The organism is Kyrpidia sp., from assembly GCF_023512215.1.
Classification (GTDB): Bacteria; Bacillota; Bacilli; order Kyrpidiales; family Kyrpidiaceae; genus Kyrpidia; species Kyrpidia spormannii.
This window is the reverse complement of record NZ_JAILZZ010000017.1, coordinates 11,904-28,411: the sequence shown is the minus strand read 5'-3', so window position 1 is coordinate 28,411 and position 16,508 is coordinate 11,904. Positions and strand designations below refer to the sequence as shown.

Annotated in this window: 13 protein-coding genes; all 13 read left to right on the top strand. The window is 50.7% G+C overall.

Annotated features, from left to right (window positions below; translation table 11 throughout):
- Positions 1-174 precede the first annotated feature (174 nt).
- Positions 175-609, top strand: coding sequence for an NAD-dependent epimerase/dehydratase family protein (locus K6T64_RS08235; protein ID WP_288009534.1), 435 nt, complete (start codon positions 175-177; stop codon positions 607-609).
- Positions 610-692: 83 nt separating this feature from the next.
- The gene (locus K6T64_RS08230) at positions 693-1,493 is read left to right on the top strand and encodes a uracil-DNA glycosylase family protein (RefSeq protein WP_288009532.1); all 801 of its coding nucleotides are present in this window, start codon (positions 693-695) and stop codon (positions 1,491-1,493) included.
- Positions 1,494-2,445: 952 nt separating this feature from the next.
- On the top strand, positions 2,446-3,441 hold the full coding sequence (galE, locus tag K6T64_RS08225) for a UDP-glucose 4-epimerase GalE (protein WP_288009530.1): 996 nt from the start codon (positions 2,446-2,448) through the stop codon (positions 3,439-3,441).
- 82 nt (positions 3,442-3,523) lie between these two features.
- Entirely contained in the window at positions 3,524-4,546 is a 1,023-nt protein-coding gene (locus K6T64_RS08220; protein WP_288009528.1) for an EAL domain-containing protein, read from the top strand.
- 206 nt (positions 4,547-4,752) lie between these two features.
- The gene (locus tag K6T64_RS08215) at positions 4,753-6,675 is read left to right on the top strand and encodes an SDR family NAD(P)-dependent oxidoreductase (RefSeq protein WP_288009527.1); all 1,923 of its coding nucleotides are present in this window, start codon (positions 4,753-4,755) and stop codon (positions 6,673-6,675) included.
- A 56-nt stretch (positions 6,676-6,731) separates the two neighbouring features.
- Positions 6,732-8,045: a nucleotide sugar dehydrogenase gene (locus K6T64_RS08210; protein ID WP_288009577.1), complete on the top strand. Its 1,314-nt coding sequence runs from the start codon at positions 6,732-6,734 to the stop codon at positions 8,043-8,045.
- Positions 8,042-8,995 (top strand): Gfo/Idh/MocA family protein, encoded by a 954-nt coding sequence (locus tag K6T64_RS08205; RefSeq protein WP_288009526.1) that lies wholly within the window; start codon positions 8,042-8,044, stop codon positions 8,993-8,995. The genes K6T64_RS08210 and K6T64_RS08205 overlap by 4 nt, the downstream gene beginning before the upstream one ends.
- Complete coding sequence (locus tag K6T64_RS08200; RefSeq protein ID WP_288009524.1) at positions 8,995-9,579, top strand: acyltransferase; 585 nt, start codon at positions 8,995-8,997, stop codon at positions 9,577-9,579. The genes K6T64_RS08205 and K6T64_RS08200 overlap by 1 nt, the downstream gene beginning before the upstream one ends.
- A 17-nt stretch (positions 9,580-9,596) precedes the next feature.
- Positions 9,597-10,709, top strand: a complete 1,113-nt coding sequence (locus K6T64_RS08195) for a DegT/DnrJ/EryC1/StrS family aminotransferase (protein WP_288009522.1) — start codon at positions 9,597-9,599, stop codon at positions 10,707-10,709.
- A gap of 14 nt (positions 10,710-10,723) precedes the next feature.
- Entirely contained in the window at positions 10,724-12,034 is a 1,311-nt protein-coding gene (locus K6T64_RS08190; RefSeq protein ID WP_288009520.1) for a lipopolysaccharide biosynthesis protein, read from the top strand.
- Between the two features lie 495 nt (positions 12,035-12,529).
- Positions 12,530-13,411, top strand: a complete 882-nt coding sequence (locus tag K6T64_RS08185) for a hypothetical protein (RefSeq protein ID WP_288009517.1) — start codon at positions 12,530-12,532, stop codon at positions 13,409-13,411.
- Positions 13,366-14,499, top strand: a complete 1,134-nt coding sequence (locus K6T64_RS08180) for a glycosyltransferase family 4 protein (RefSeq protein WP_288009515.1) — start codon at positions 13,366-13,368, stop codon at positions 14,497-14,499. The genes K6T64_RS08185 and K6T64_RS08180 overlap by 46 nt, the downstream gene beginning before the upstream one ends.
- An 88-nt stretch (positions 14,500-14,587) precedes the next feature.
- On the top strand, positions 14,588-16,486 hold the full coding sequence (asnB, locus tag K6T64_RS08175) for an asparagine synthase (glutamine-hydrolyzing) (RefSeq protein ID WP_288009576.1): 1,899 nt from the start codon (positions 14,588-14,590) through the stop codon (positions 16,484-16,486).
- The last annotated feature ends 22 nt before the right edge of the window (positions 16,487-16,508 follow it).

Here is a 16,508-nt window from a genome sequence, read left to right as displayed (position 1 = left end):
GGCCGGCCCGCGGAGGCGGTCAACCCGCAGCCGTCACACGGGCTGACGCCGGAGCGGGCTTGCTCGCTTGGCGACGGTCCGCACGATGCTCCCGTGATTGGTGGACTCCTTTTCGATGTTCGTCGGTCACGTGGTACGATGGATGTAGAAATAATTAAGTCTGACTTGGGGTGGATGCATACCCATGGGATTGCGGAGCTCGGATTTATCGAAGGGATGAACCTTCTCCTCCAAGGACATCCCGAGGCTTCCAAAGAGAAAATCAGGGACTATGAGACACCGGACGGGACCTGCATCCGGGACTACATTCACGTGGCGGACCTGGCCGATGCCCATCTCGTCGCGTTGGAGGCACTGGAAAACGTCCGTGGCTCGGCGGTGTTCAATGTCGGGACTGGGCAGGGGCATTCCGTGCGGGAGGTGATCCGGACGGCCGAAGAGGTATCGGGCCGAGCCATTCCGGTCCAGGAGGGGTCGAGGCGCCCCGGGGATCCGCTGGTCCTGGTGGCGGACGGAGGCCGACTGTGGGAGATCGGCTGGCGGCCGCGGTACGGCCTGCGGGACATCGTGGCCTCGGCGTGGGACTGGCACCCCAGGGAAGGGTGGTAGTGCGCTCTCTTTGGTGTTGGGCGCGATGAAAGAACCGAGCGAGTCGCGGAATTATAGATCCAGCAGGACAAGGGGGAAGACCAATGGTAAATATGTTTGATATCTATACATGCAATAAGTGCGGATCTGAAAATGATCGGCAACCCATGTACTATGGATATGGCAGAGAGACGGACCACACCGTAGCTTTCTTTTTTGAGATTCCGGGGGGAGATTTGAAGAGCAAAGATAAGGAAGAGGAAAGGAGGTTTGATCTCGTTAAGTTTGTTGAAAACGGACAAATCGGTTGCGATCATACGGCTGAAGTGTCAAGGTACTGGCGGTGCGGAATGCTCCGGTGGATATTTGAGAATCATAGAAAAATGTTTCAACCAGTGGTTTACGCTCTATCAGAAAGTGGATTTATCAATCGGGATAAACGGTACAAATTGGCATCGTGGGAAGGATACTACCAGTATGTTATACAAGCTGCCGAAAAAGAGATTTATTTTTCGGACGTTGTGAAGTGTCGTCCTCGATACAAAGGTAAGATGTACAGGGAATACGAAGCGAACAAACGGTGTCCTACATTATATCTGGAACAGGAGATAAAACTGCTGAAGAATCTGGAGTTAATCATTGTTTTTGGCTATGATACTTTCTCTGTTTTTCGTGAGACAGTTTTCCAGGGCCAAATGGAATTGGTGACATCATCGAACGGTGGGGCCCGGAAGCGTATGTCTCACGGTGACGTGTACAGGTTATCTAAAGATGGTCTAGCCCATCCGTTTGTCATTCTGTCTTTGCATCCATCAAGCATGAGGAGGCTGAAGAAGGGCGAATTTATAGATACCGTAGACAACTTGACCAAGTCCATTTGTGGTTGCGCAAAGGCCCACAAGTAACTGTATGATGTCGATTTATCTCCCCCGATTATGGAAACGGGAGGTGTCCGCGTGGGTGTGCGCCGGGCGGGAAGCAGTGCGACGCCGGGAACTGGAGTGAGCCGTCTACCCAGGTGTTCGCCGTGGAGCGCATCTGCCGGGAAATGGCCCTGTGCCGGTTTGCAGTGCCTTGCTCCAAATCGTTCGCAACGTCTATTCTGATTTTAAATTATTGAAAGGATCAAGGATCCCAGTAGCGAATGGGATTACCGTGTGACCGAACGGGAGGAGGATTGCCGACATATTCATCGAAAATGGGATCTCCTTGTTCAAGCATCTCTCCTTCGAATAGGCACCGACCATCATGACATGGAACAACATCTTGAATTTCCATAGCTCCACGCACCGTATTGCCGGCAACGAAAAGGACGTACTGTTGTCCACGGGCTCGTCTGGGGCTGACCCTCCAACACGCTCGACCTGCTTGGTAAAGATCCTGCTGTGACATGCCATTCCTCCATCCGACCGTCGTACGTCCAAGACAGTCTGTCGTAGGGTTCACTTCCTGGGCATTTTTAAGGCAAATAAAGATCATCGTCCCCACCATCCTTAATTGAGAAATCCCCGAGGTGAGCTTTGTCACCGCATGTTCTGCCCCTGAAAGCGATTGTATCGTTCGAATTGGTGCGTTTCAACTAATATTATCGCGTCCTACCTTGTAGGAACTCAAGGCGGCTCGTGGACGTATGTCCAGCAAAGCCGCGCCTGTGAAGCGAACGAACGCCAATTGGTATGATAAAATAGGAACAAGATATGCACCGCGACGATCTCCGGCCGTCTGCAGATCACCCGGGAATCGGCGCTCCGCAACAAAGCGGCGTGTTGAGCGAAGCCTCCGTGATGGCGTATACTGCCGTCAAAAGCGTGCAAACGAGCGGCGTGAATACGAATCGGAAGAGAGCGGGTGCGGGGAATGGACGCGGTATTGGTATCGGGTGGGGCCGGGTACATCGGCAGCCATGTGGTGAAGCGGTTGGTGGAGGCGGGGCGGCCGGTGGTGGTGCTGGACAATGAGAGCACCGGTCATCGAGAAACCGTGCGGGCGGTGGAAGCGCTGACCGGGCGGGAGATTCCATACATACCGGGGGATGTCGGCGATGGGGACGGCGTTCGCCGAATCGTTGAAGAGCACCGGGTGGGCGCGGTGATGCATTTTGCGGCGAAAAGCGTTGTGGCCGAGTCCGTGCGGCACCCGGAGGTGTATTTTTCGGAAAATGTCGCGAAGGGGATCGCGTTTTTTCGAGCGTTGTGCGAGAGCGGAGTGAGCCGGATCGTGCTGTCCTCTACGGCGGCGGTGTACGGGAATCCGGAGGGGGTGCCGATTCCGGAGGAGCACCCGGTGCGGCCGATCAACCCGTACGGCGCGTCGAAGGTGATGTTGGAGCAGGTGCTGGGTTGGCTGGAGACCACGTTTCCGATGCGCTGGGTGGCACTGAGGTATTTTAATGCGGCGGGGGCGGACCTGTCGGGGCGCCTCGGGGAGCGGCACGACCCGGAGACGCATTTGATCCCCATCGTGCTGGAGGCGGCTCTGGGGCGGCGGGAGCGGGTGACGGTGTTCGGCACGGATTACGACACGCCGGACGGGACGTGCATTCGGGACTACATCCACGTGCTGGATCTGGCCGACGCCCATCTGGAGGCGCTGACGGCACTCGAGGGCGGTCACCCTTCGGCGATTTTCAATGTCGGGACGGGGCGGGGGCATTCGGTGCTCGAGGTGATCCGGATGGCCGAGGAGGTGTCCGGGCGGACCGTCCCTGTGGAGCTGGGGGCGCGGCGTCCGGGGGATCCGCCGGTGCTGGTGGCGGACGGAGGCCGGCTGCGGGAGATCGGCTGGCAACCGCGGTACGGGCTGCGGCAGATCGTGGCCTCGGCCTGGGCCTGGCACTCGGGGGAAGGACGGTAGGGCGCAGCGGCTCCGGGTTGCGACCGGGCGGACGAGCCGATCGCCGACCTGGGCTTGTCCGAGATTTTACGGAGGCTTTGCGTTGTTGTCGCGAACCTTTAACCGTCCGTTTACCTACAAAATTCGACACGGCGCTATAATGCTGTCTGCGGTGTCGTTGCGAACAAGTCTCAGTGTGCTCGGAGTGAGCCGGATTCGGGAAGGTGACAAAATGCCCTGGGTGCCCCGTTTATGGAAACCGGAGTGGTTCGCCTGGTTGGTTGCCGGATGGGAGGCGGTGCGGCAGAGGCGGGCGTTGTATGAAGAGGCGATGCGGCGGCGGGAGCTGGAGCGGTTTGTGCGGAATCGGGACATGGTCACGTTGTTTCAGCCCATCGTCCGCCTGGCCGACGGGGTCACCGTCGGGTATGAGGTGCTCAACCGTCCGCCGGTCAGCTCCTCATTTCCCAACGCCGAGGCTTTTTATCATTATGTCGGGCAGTCCACCCAGGTGTTCGCCGTCGAGCGCAGCTGCCGGGAGACGGCCCTCCGCCGGTTCGCCGAACAGGTTCGGGAGGCGCCGGACCTGCGCCATGCCCTGCTGTTTCTCAATATCCATCCCCATGTGATTCTGGATCCTTCGTTTCGGGCCGGCCACACCCTGCGCCTGGTGGAGGATTACGGCTTTTCCCCTTCCCAAATTATACTGGAGTTGACCGAGCGCGGGGCGATCGAGGATTACGATCGGTTCGCCCGGCTGCTGCATCACTATCGATTCCAGGCTTTTCGGGTGGCGGTGGACGACGCCGGGACGGGCTACAACAGCCTGCAGACTCTCGTCTATCTCCAACCGGAGTTTCTGAAATTGGACCGGTTCCTGGTCCGGGGCATCGCGGACAATGCGGCGGCCAAGCGGATGGTGGCGCTGCTGTTGGACTACGCCCGGGAGTCCGGCACCCGGGTCATCGGCGAGGGGATTGAGACAGCGGAGGAATACGCCTGCCTGCGCGACATGGGCGTCGACCTGGGACAGGGTTATTTTATCGGCCGCCCTCAGCCGCGGGCGGTGGCGGGACAAGTTCCGAGCCTGATGGCAGCCGACGCACAGGTCGGGGCGGGTGGGTGATCACAACTTCAAAAGCGGTAGGCTCATAGGTGTAGAGTCCTATCTTTTACACATGCACTGACTTGGTCTTATCTGGTTGCTGTCGTATAATGTCGGTGTGGAACAAATCTAGGGAGGGCAAGTTTTCCCGGTACTCTTTTTCTCGATGATAGGTCCCCGAGTCAAAGGTATTTCAAGGACTCGGTGGTAGAGGGGAAGGTGAAGGTATGGGTAGGTGGCTACGCAGGATAATATGGATAGGCTACGACATCAGTATAATTTTATCGGCTGTTGCCTTGGCTTATGGCCTACGTTTCGACTTTTCTTGGGACCCGTCTGACATGAAGTATATGCCCTTGGCCGTGATTTTATCTATAATCATCCTATTAACAGTCTATTCGTTTGCGCACGTCTATAGAAAGCTGTGGAGATACGCGAGTGTTCACGAGCTTCTTGTATTAGGTGGTGCCACAACTCTCGCTATCCCTTTTCTCTATATTTGTTCCCACATTCTACATAGTTTAATTGGAAGGATCGTTATTCCCCGATCGATCTTTTTGATTGCTTACCCTTTCGTTTTAATGGGTGTTGGTGGCGGACGTCTGATATGGCGTGTGGCTGCAGACATTGTGTCGAACAGAATGGAAAAGGGCATAAGGGTCTTAATTGTGGGTGCCGGACAAGCCGGGGTTATGGTTGCAAAAGAGTTACGTAATCAGCCTACTGGCCGTCGCATACCAGTTGGCTTCATTGACGACGATCCTGCCAAACTGCACATGGAACTGTTGGGCGTTCCTGTTCTTGGGTGTCGGAATGATATACCTTCTGCCGTGAAACGTTATGGTATAGATGAAATTATCGTTGCAATCCCGTCAGCCCCGTTAAAGGAAATCCAGAGTATTATCAGTATATGTCGGCAGTGCCATATCAGGATTCGGATGCTACCGGATTTGAAGACTATCCTGGCGGGTAGCTCGATGATCCGTCTGATACGAGACGTACGCGTAGAAGATTTATTACGAAGAGACCCTGTGAATCTTGATGTAGATGGGATTGCTCGATTTCTGACAGGGAAGCGGGTCCTCGTTACGGGGGCCGGTGGGTCCATTGGGTCTGAGCTTTGTCGTCAGGTAGCCGCTTTCGACGCGGAACTGTTAATCCTAGTTGGACACGGCGAACATAGCATTTACTCGATTGATCGCGAACTAAAAAGTTTGTTTCCTCACATACAGACAGTATCTTGTATCGCTGACATTCAAGACCGAAAACGCATCGAAGAAGTGGTATCGCATTATCGCCCGGAAGTTATCTTTCATGCTGCTGCGCACAAACACGTTCCCCTTATGGAGATGAACCCCACTGAAGCCGTAAAGAACAACGTTTTTGGAACTGTAAATGTTGCTGATATTGCCCATGATTACCATGTCGAAAGGTTTGTTATGATTTCCACTGACAAAGCGGTCAACCCAACCAACGTTTTAGGTGCGACGAAGCGAGTCGCCGAAATGTATGTCCAAGCGCTGAATGGGAAAAGTCGCACAATCTTTGTATCCGTTCGTTTTGGAAATGTTCTCGGCAGTCGAGGCAGTGTTATTCCTCTGTTCCAAGAGCAGATCGAAAATGGCGGACCTGTGACCGTCACTCACCCGGACATGACGCGTTATTTTATGACGATACCCGAAGCGGCCCAACTGGTCATCCAAGCCGGGGCTATGGCTCGAGGCGGAGAGGTATTTCTTCTGGATATGGGAAAACCGGTTAGGATTGTCGAATTGGCAGAAGACCTAATTCGGTTGTCCGGCTATCAACCCGGAAAAGACATTGAAATCGATTTTGTCGGCATTCGCCCCGGAGAAAAATTGCATGAGGAAATGTTAACGCATGATGAGGGCGCACATGTTACGAAGCACGATCGGATTTATATCGGAGGGGGTGGTGATGTCCCCTCTTATAAGAAACTCGTCGCCGGCATTGAGTCTTTGAGCCGTATTCTGGAAGAGGAGCGGGATCTGCCGGTTCAGAGTGTAAAAATCAAATTGGCGTTACAACGCTTGGTGCCCAATTATCAAGCCTACCTTGATGATGAACAACAACAGATTGCAGATACAGTACAACGGGTTCCGTGGAGCGACAGTCGAGTGTTGAGCTGAGCTCGGATTGAATTAGAATTATCAAAGAGAGGGTGGCGCTGGTGGCATACTCGCAAATTGCTTATAAGCAGGATCTCATCGAGAAGATTGTCGATAGAAAAGCCGTGGTTGGAGTTATTGGAATGGGGTATGTGGGATTGCCGTTTGCCGTTGAAAAGGCGAAGGTAGGATTCCCTGTTATTGGCATTGAAGAGAATCCTCTGCGGATGGAAAGTATTAACCGCGGAGAGAGCTATATTCCGGACGTTCCTAGCGAGGAACTTGAGAGACTTGTTCAACAGGGGAGAATTCGGTGTTTCTCTAACTATTCCATCGTTCCTGATCTGGATGCCATTGTGATTTGCGTTCCGACGCCGTTGACAAAAAATCGTACACCTGACCTGAGTTACGTGGAGAGTGTCACCCGAGAAATTGCGCGGAGGTTACGCCCGGGGCAGCTCATCAGTTTGGAGTCGACGACCTATCCGGGTACAACTGAGGAAGTCATGTTACCGATCTTAGAGACCTCTGGTTTGCGGCGGGAGGAAGAATTCTTTTTAGCGCACTCGCCGGAACGAGTAGATCCGGGGAATCGCCGGTATACCACGAAGAATACCAATAAAGTGGTCGGGGCGATCGGGCCGAATTCCTTGGCCGTCGCTGAGATTTTTTACCGGCAAACGGTTCAACAGGTTGTGAGTGTCTCCAGCGCGAAGGCCGCCGAATTGGTGAAAGTCTTCGAGAATACCTTCCGAGCGGTCAATATTGCGCTTGTCAATGAGATGGCTTTGCTGTGCGACCGGATGGGTTTGAACGTTTGGGAAGTGTTGGACGCGGCGTTTACCAAACCTTTTGGGATTATGCCTTTTTATCCGGGGCCAGGGGTTGGTGGCCACTGCATTCCAGTAGACCCGCACTACTTGGAGTGGAAGGCGAAAGAACTAAACTTTAATACGCACTTCATTGCATTGGCGGGTGAGGTCAATCGACGTATGCCCGAATATGTAAGGGAAAAGGTACTGCGTGTTTTGAATAGGATGGGTATGTCTCCTTCTCAGGCGTCTGTACTTGTACTCGGTGTGGCATATAAACGAGACATCGGGGACGTTCGGGAATCACCCGCACTGGATATTATCGATTTGTTGGAACGCGACGGAGCAAGCGTTCTTTATCATGATCCGTTCGTACCTTCGTTGGAGCTGCAGGGGCGTTCCATGACATCGCAGGCAATGACAGAAGATCTGGTTGGTGGGGTGGATTTGGTTTTGATTGTGACGGACCATTCAGTGATTGACTATGACTGGGTAGTAAAAAATGCGAACTGTGTTTTGGACACACGGAATGCAACGAAGGCGGTATCGGCGGGAAGGGAGAAGATTACTTTATTATGACCAAGGTTGCCGTGATCGGAGCGGGAATGTGGGGCCGTAACCTTGTTCAGACATTCTATGCCTTAAATGCTCTGGCTGCGGTAGTCGAATTGAATCCCCAATTACGGACTGAAGTGAAAGACAAATACCCCGATGTTGCAGTGTATGAGGATTACAAGCAGGTTCTGGAAGACGACATTCCAGCTGTTGTATTGGCGACTCCGGCGCCTACTCATGCGGATGTAGTCCGGGATGCTCTGTTGGCCCGGAAAGACGTGTTTGTGGAAAAGCCCATGGCGTTGTCTTCTGCGGAAGCAGAAAGCATGTGTCTTCTTGCTGAAGCACATGACCGTATTCTGATGGTCGGCCATCTTCTTCTGTACCATCCAGCCATACAATGGATCAAAGATTTTCTAAACGATGGACAGCTAGGAAGACTCCAGAGTATCCACCAAACAAGGGCGAAATTTGGGCGTGTTAGGTCGGTGGAGAATGTCCTGTGGAGTTTCGGTGTCCATGATATTGCAGTACTATTGTATTTAGCGGGTAATATACCGAACCAAATCAGTAGTTGGGGACAAAGGATTCTTCAGTCCAGCATTGAGGATGACGTTTTTCTCCATATGCAATTTCCAGACGGTGTGCATGCTCATCTCCACACGTCGTGGTTGTGGCCGGAAAAGGAGCGTAGGCTGGTCCTGATCGGATCATCCGGGATGTTGGTCTACGAGGAATCCAAGCAACAAGTGGTGTTTCATCAAAAAACGGTTACCAAGGATCTTTCTGCGGAGGATGGTGGGTCATCCGTTCTCTTTTCTTGCGATGTCCAGCCCTTGGAGCTGGAATGTCGTCATTTCTTGGAATGTATCCAAAAGCGAAGGGAGCCGGTCTCGAATGGACGGCATGGGCTAGAAGTGATTCGCGTGCTTGAACATGCTTCTGACATATTGAGGAAAGGAATACAACGATGATGAACGAGCAAGAGGTATTTATTCACGAAACGGCCTCTGTCGACCCGGGGGCAGTGGTGGGGAAAGGAACAAAGATCTGGCATTATTCCCACGTGATGTCCGGTGCCGTAATTGGAGAGCGATGCAATCTTGGACAAAATGTGTTCATCGCGGACAATGTGCGAATAGGCAACAATGTCAAGATTCAAAATAACGTATCTGTCTATGAAGGTGTAATCCTGGAAGACGATGTATTCTGCGGTCCGAGCGCCGTGTTTACCAACGTAAGAAATCCGCGATCGGCTTTTCCGCGCAATTCGTTTGAGCATTATGCGAAAACCTTGGTAAAACGGGGAGCCACGATCGGGGCCAACGCCACCATTGTGTGCGGCGTGACCCTCGGAGAATGGGCATTTGTGGCCGCTGGAGCAGTGGTGACGAAAGATGTACCCCCTTATGCGCTTGTTGTCGGTGTACCAGCCCAATTCCGGGGTTGGGTCTGCGAGTGTGGGCGATCGTTAGCATTTGAGGGACAAGGGGCGGAGTGCGGGGCGTGCGGCCGTCGATACGTTAAGGAAGACGCGAGGGTACAGTGTGTGAAATAGCAAAGGGGAGAAGAAAGATGGAACAGATTCCTATGCTCGATTTAAAGTCCGAAATTGAGTTCCTATGGGACGATTTGATGAAAGCCATTGAAGGAGTCTTGAAATCCGGCCAATTCATTATGGGGCCCAATGTAAAGGCTTTTGAAGAAGAAGTGGCCGCTTATCTCGGAGTGAAACACGCCATAGGGGTCAACTCGGGCACGGATGCCCTGACGATCGCTTTAAGAGCGGCGGGGGTCGGGCCCGGAGATGAGGTCATTACAACTCCATTTACCTTTTTTGCCACTGCTGAGGCCATTAGTCATGCAGGGGGTCATCCCGTATTTGTCGACATCGATCCCGAAACTTTCAACCTGGATCCGAATCAAATCGAGCCAGCAATTACTCCCAAGACCAAGGCGATTATTCCAGTACATCTTTACGGACATGCGGCAGACATGGATCCCATCCTAGAAATTGCGAAGGTGTATAAATTGCGGGTGGTTGAAGATGTGGCCCAGGCTTTCGGTGGAGAGTATAAGGGAAGAAAACTTGGCAGCCTGGGCGATGCTGGCTGCTTTTCGTTTTTCCCGTCAAAGAATCTTGGAGCTTATGGGGACGGCGGGTTAATTGCAACCAACGATGACGAACTTGCCGAGACGGCACGGATGCTTCGGGTTCACGGTGCCAAGAGAAAATATTATAATGAAGTTATTGGATACAACTCTAGGCTCGACGAAATACAGGCGGCTAGCTTGCGAGTTAAACTTCCGTACGTGGATCGATGGAATGAGATGCGACGTGAGATTGCCAGGAGATATAACAATAATTTGTCCGATGTATCGAATATTGTATTGCCTATTGAATGCCCCTATGCCAAGCACGTGTATCACCAGTACACGATCCGCATATCGGGTGTGGACCGGGAAACAGTTCGTGCCAAACTGGCCGAATCGGGGATCCAAACCGCTGTGTATTATCCGGTTCCTCTCCATTTATCGAAGGTCTATCGGACGGGTGGTTCGGATCATATATCGGTTCTTCCCCATGTCGACAAGGTTTCTAGGGAAGTGGTATCCTTGCCGTTATCGCAGTTTTTAAGGATAGACGTTGTGGATAACATTACAGAGACTTTGCGTGCATTGATATAGGGCCTGTTCAGAACATGAATCCACTGCGCAAGATCAGACTAGGAAAGATTTTTTACCAAGGCTGGATTTTAGTGAGAAGCGCGGCGTTCGCACAGGGGATCATCCTGCTGGCCATCCCGCTTTTATCGCGACTGTATGGACCGAAAGAGTTTGGTATCTACGCCATATGTAGTTCTGTTTTGAGTATATCTTTGGCGGTCAGTTCTTTACGATATGAACTGGCCATACCCGTGGCGAAAAGCGATCGAGAAGCAATGTATCTGAGCTATATAGCTTTACTGTTGCTTGTACCGGTGTCCATTGTTCAGGTAATAATCCTGGCGATCTTGTCCAATGAGCATTTCTCCCTGTTTGGTGGGCAGTTTGCGCAAATTCGGCCGTATATCTTCTTGATTGCCCTGGGAACTGTATCGGGAGGCGTATATCAGATACTGACATACGGAGCCATCAGATACGGTCTTTTCGAGGACATAGCAGCAACCCGCTCCAGACAATCCATCGCTCAGACTGTTTTTCAGATTGTATCAGGTTTGGTCAGTGCAGGGCCAAGCGGCTTAATCTTGGGCTTCATTATGGGCAAGAGTGTGGGAAGTGTACGGCTTGGACGACGTGTTCTTTCCTTCGATGCAATTGGTCATCTAAGGCTGAGACTCCTATCCCTTACTGCCTATCGATACCGTAAGTTCCCGGTTTATCTGAGTTGGTCTGGGCTGCTAAATACCGCAGGTATGGAACTGCCACTGATTTTACTCGGTGGGCTCTATGGTCCGCAGGTCTCCGGCTGGTTCGGGCTTGCTCTAAGAATTACCTCTATTCCTTCTGCATTGATCGGGCAAGCAGTCTCACAAGTATATTTGCATGAGTTTACCTCGGCCCTGAGAAACAAGACGGAAGATGTCTTGAAAGTCTACAACAGGTTTATGTTGGGCCTTTTTGCGGTGTCTGTACTTGGAGTGATATTGTATATAAGCGTGTTACCGGTTATGTTTCCTCTGGTTTTTTCGCAAGAATGGGAACCCGCAATTTGCTATGTTTTGTATTTGATGCCTATGTTCGTTACTCAATTGGTCGTCGCCCCGCTTTCTCAAACGCTCATTGTCGGAGGACGTGAAAGCTGGCAGAGCCTTTGGGATACTGTTCGGGTGTTGGTCATAGTGCTTTGGACTTTTTTGGCAAGCCGCTTTCATCTCACAGACACCCAAGCAGTCTTAGGGGTCAGCGTGAGCATGTCTGCTTGTTATGTATCGCTTTTTATCTTGAGCCGAAGGTTATTACACGATATTCGTAGGCAATTCAAGGATGGAATTTATCATGAGTTTAGCTAGGAGAGATGTTAAGTGCGACTCACCCGTTTACTAACGTTTGTTGGGGCTTTCCTTTACGTATGCGTTATTCATCTGTGTTATGTTTACTACGTAAGTCCACGCTACGCCTATAAAGGTTTTATATACAACAATCCGCAGACCATGATAGTCGTTGTTGCATTTGTTCTAGCTATTTTGCCGGTTCTGGTACTGCCGATCGGCATTTCACGGCCTTCCACTGTGGTTTACTGGTTTCTCTATCTGTGGGTCGTTGCGCCGTCTATCCTTATCCTGTTCTACGTGTCAACCCGTCCTTTGTGGCACACATTTGCCTTTGCAGTAACAATCTGGGTCGCATTTTTTCTATCTGTTTGCGCTTCGAGATTCTTACCTTTATACAGCATCCCTAGGTTTCGTATCCAGAGAACCGCCTATTGGTCGTTGTTTTTTCTTATGTACGTGGTGATCTTACTTTATCTCGTAACCTCCTTCGCAGGTCAAATGAAGGTTGTGTCGTTGAACGACGTGTACCGCCTACGTCTGCAAGCCCGGGAAGTTTTTGCTACTCATCCTCCGATTCTTGCCTATGTCTTTAATTGGTACGGAAGTGTTTTCAATGTACTCCTTTTGGCGTATGGACTTGCATATTGGAAACTGTTCTATGTGTTTTTAGGGGTTGCAGGACAGATTCTCCACTATTCGATTGCTGCAAATAAGGCGGTCCTGTTCTCCGTTCCGTTCATGCTAATTATCTCTGCATCGTTGAAAAGATGGAGAGCTAGGTTTGGAGCTTTGATTATGTGGGGGCTGATTGGCATGATTGTAGTTTCAGTCCTTATGGATGTGTTGCTTTTCAAGCGTCCATATGTGACTGCCTTTGCTGTTGTAAGGGTTATCCTCATGCCTGGATTACTTACGGCAGATTACTACGATTTTTTTTCAACTCATCAATGGGCTTATTGGAGCTATTCTTTTTTAAGGTATCTCATAGTTTATCCGTATGATCGAGAACCTCCTTTTCTGATCGGCCAGATATATTTTCACAACCCGGCGACGAGCGCAAATGCAAATCTATGGGCGGATGGTTTTGCGAACGCAGGATTTGTTGGGGTTATACTAGTATCACTGGTACTTGGGTTTATAATGTGGATATATGACAGCATTATGCGGAACAAGCCAGCTGTGTTGGGCGTTCTATGTTTAGCATTGCCCTCGTTTCTATTGTCAAACGCATCTTTACAAACATTTATGTCCACCAAAGGTTTTGCTCTTCTGCTCCTATGGCTGTTGTTCATGCCCGATCCTTTGAAACATCAAGTAGGTTTAAGGTTTAGCGATCGAGAGGAGATTACATGGAGTCTGCAACACTCAACACGACCAAAAAGATCGTACACATGACATCGGTTCACCGTCCGTTCGACACCCGAATTTTTCACCGGGAATGCAAGTCGCTGAAAGCGACCGGCCATGAGGTAGTGTTGATTGCCCCCCACGAAAAGGATGAGGTGGCCGACGGAATTACCATCCGCGGCGTGACCAGGCCTCGGAATCGTTTCCAAAGGATGTTTCAGACGGTCTGGCATGTCTATCGACGGGCTACCGAGGAACGTGGATGTGTCTACCATTTCCACGACCCGGAACTGATCCCCGTCGGTATACTGCTGAAGTTACGGGGGAGACGGATTGTTTATGATGTTCACGAAGATGTCCCGGCGGATATATTGGACAAGGAATGGATTCCACCTTTCATCAGAAAACCTCTGGCATTCTTGATGTACGTGCTGCACAAATTCTGCACTTACGTGTTTGATGCGATTGTGGTTGCGACGCCAACCATTAAAAACGGATTCTCAAATAGAAAGACGGTACTGGTGCAAAATTTTCCTCCGATCAGTGAACTCGTTGTCGAAGATGACACGAAGTATGCGGCTCGTCCCCTACGAGTGGCGTATATCGGCGGTATTTCTATACCTCGAGGAGCAAAGGAAATGGTGCTGGCTATGGAATATGTAAGGGACCACGATGCTCGTTTGATATTAGCGGGCAGGTTTGACCCTCCACAGTTGCAGCACTCACTTGAATTGCTCCAAGGTTGGCGTTGGGTCGACTATGTTGGATGGCAATCGAGAGAAGGAGTGCGCAATGTTTTGGCTAGTAGTAGATTAGGGCTGGCTGTACTTAAGGCGAAAGCGAACTATTTAAATTCACAGGCAACAAAGCTGTACGAGTACCTCAGCGCAGGTCTCCCGGTCGTAGTGTCTAATTTCCCACGATGGGTCGATTTTGTGCAAACGGTTCAATGCGGCCTCACCGTGGATCCTGACGATCCCGAAGCGATTGCAGAGGCTATAACTTGGATGTTGAACCATCCTGATCAGGCTGAACAGATGGGGAGAAACGGGAGGAGGGCAGTTATGGAAATCTATAACTGGGAAAGGGAGTCTGAAAAGCTACTGGAAATGTATCACAGATTATTGAGTGGCTAACATATATGGTTGTCATGTGTTGCGAGCAATATCTGAAGGACTCTGGTTCGTATGGAAACCGGTGTGAGTGTGGGGAGTGGGTTCGCCCATGTGTGGTATCGCGGGTGTGATCGAGGCAATAGGCGGACGGAACGAGAAACTTGAGTCCATACTCGAACGAATGGACGTTTTCCAGAACCACCGTGGGCCGGACGACCACGGGGTCTGGGTGGGCTCAACGAGTTCGGTTCGGATAGGACTGGCACATCGCAGGTTAGCGATCTTAGATCTATCTGCCGCTGGACGTCAACCTATGGTTTCTTCGTGTGGAAAGTATGTACTCGTATTTAATGGAGGATTGTACAATTACAAGGAACTCCGAGCCGAGCTTGAGGCATATGGGCACGTGTTCAAGACCCGGACGGATACCGAAGTGGTACTGCAAGCTTCAATCAAATGGAAAGAAAAAGCATTACAGAAATTTAATGGAATGTGGGCTCTGGGTTGGTTGGATCGGTCAGAAGGAAAATTTTTGCTATCACGGGATCGTTTCGGAGAAAAACCACTGTATTGGTTTTGGGATCGGGAAAATCATCGATTCCTGTTTGCCTCTGAGATCAAAGCGATCCTGATGGGAACCCGTCCGCACAGGTTCTCACTTCATCTTCCGGCTGTGTTCCGCTATCTTTTTCAATCACTTCTTGATGGCCAACCAGAAACCCTCTTTGAAGGCATTGTAGCGTTACCCGCAGCCCATAATATGACGAGCGATCTGCGAGATTTTGATCAACGGAAGGATATCGAGATTTATCAATACTGGCAACCTTCTTTGGCACCTATGGTAGGGGGTAACCAGGAGTCTATCATCGAGGAAATTCGCGACATCTTTATCGATTCGGTTCGGATACGTTTACGAAGTGATGTGCCTGTCGGCGTTTTGCTCTCTGGTGGCCTTGACTCGTCGACAATTGCTGCCATGGCGAACCAATTAGGAGACCGATCGTGTCTTTTTTCATCAGTGAGTCGTGATCCACGCTTCAATGAAGAACCCTATATGCAAATGGTTGCTTCTCATTTGAAGCAACCATTGACAAAAGTAGAACTCAACATCAATCCACATAACCTATGGCCGATGTTACAAGAGGTGGTGTGGTACAATGATGAGCCGGTTGGCAGCCTTTCCAATGTAGCTCACTATTTGCTGATGAAGCAGGCAAAAGATCTTGGAATTACCGTCATCTTAAGCGGCCAAGGGGCTGATGAACTGCTATGTGGATATAAAAAGTATCTTGGTTTCTACGTTCAGCACCTCTTACGGCGTGGCAAATTTGTCATGGCCGCCAAGGTTCTAATGGACTTTTCACGGAATCGATCCATTGTGGTTCAGTTTAACCTTGGAGAAGCTAAACGTTATTTACCTCGCTGGCTTGTCAGGAGAACCACTAATATTGTTGGTGAACGACTGAAAGGTCTTTCTTTCGAACTGGATGTAGGACTAGGTGAAGGCGATGTTACAGAAAGACAGATTCGGGATCTATATCAGTATTCTCTTCCCGCTCTTGTTCATTATGAAGACAGGATGTCGATGGCGCACAGTCGTGAAATCCGGCTGCCTTTTCTCGACTATCGATTGGTAGATCTGCTTCTACCTCTATCTACGGATATGAAGCTTCATGGGGGGTGGACGAAGTGGATCTTTCGAAAGGCTATGGAGCCCTTTCTTCCGAAGGAGGTGGCGTGGCGTAAAGACAAGCAGGGATTCGTTAATCCACAAAGCGAGTGGTTTAAACATGAATTAAGGGACTATACCAATGAACTGTTGGCCGATGATGACCTGTTTGTCTACCGATCCGGCTTGGTAAATCCACATTCTGCACGATCATTATTTGCCGCTTATTGCTCTCAGCCGGTTGGGCGTGGTTCAATAAATTTTCGGGATGTATTCAATGTCTTAGCATTAGAATCATGGCTCCGTGTTTTTGAACGTCATCTCAGAATCGTGGATTAATCAGCACCTGGAAAAAGGTCAA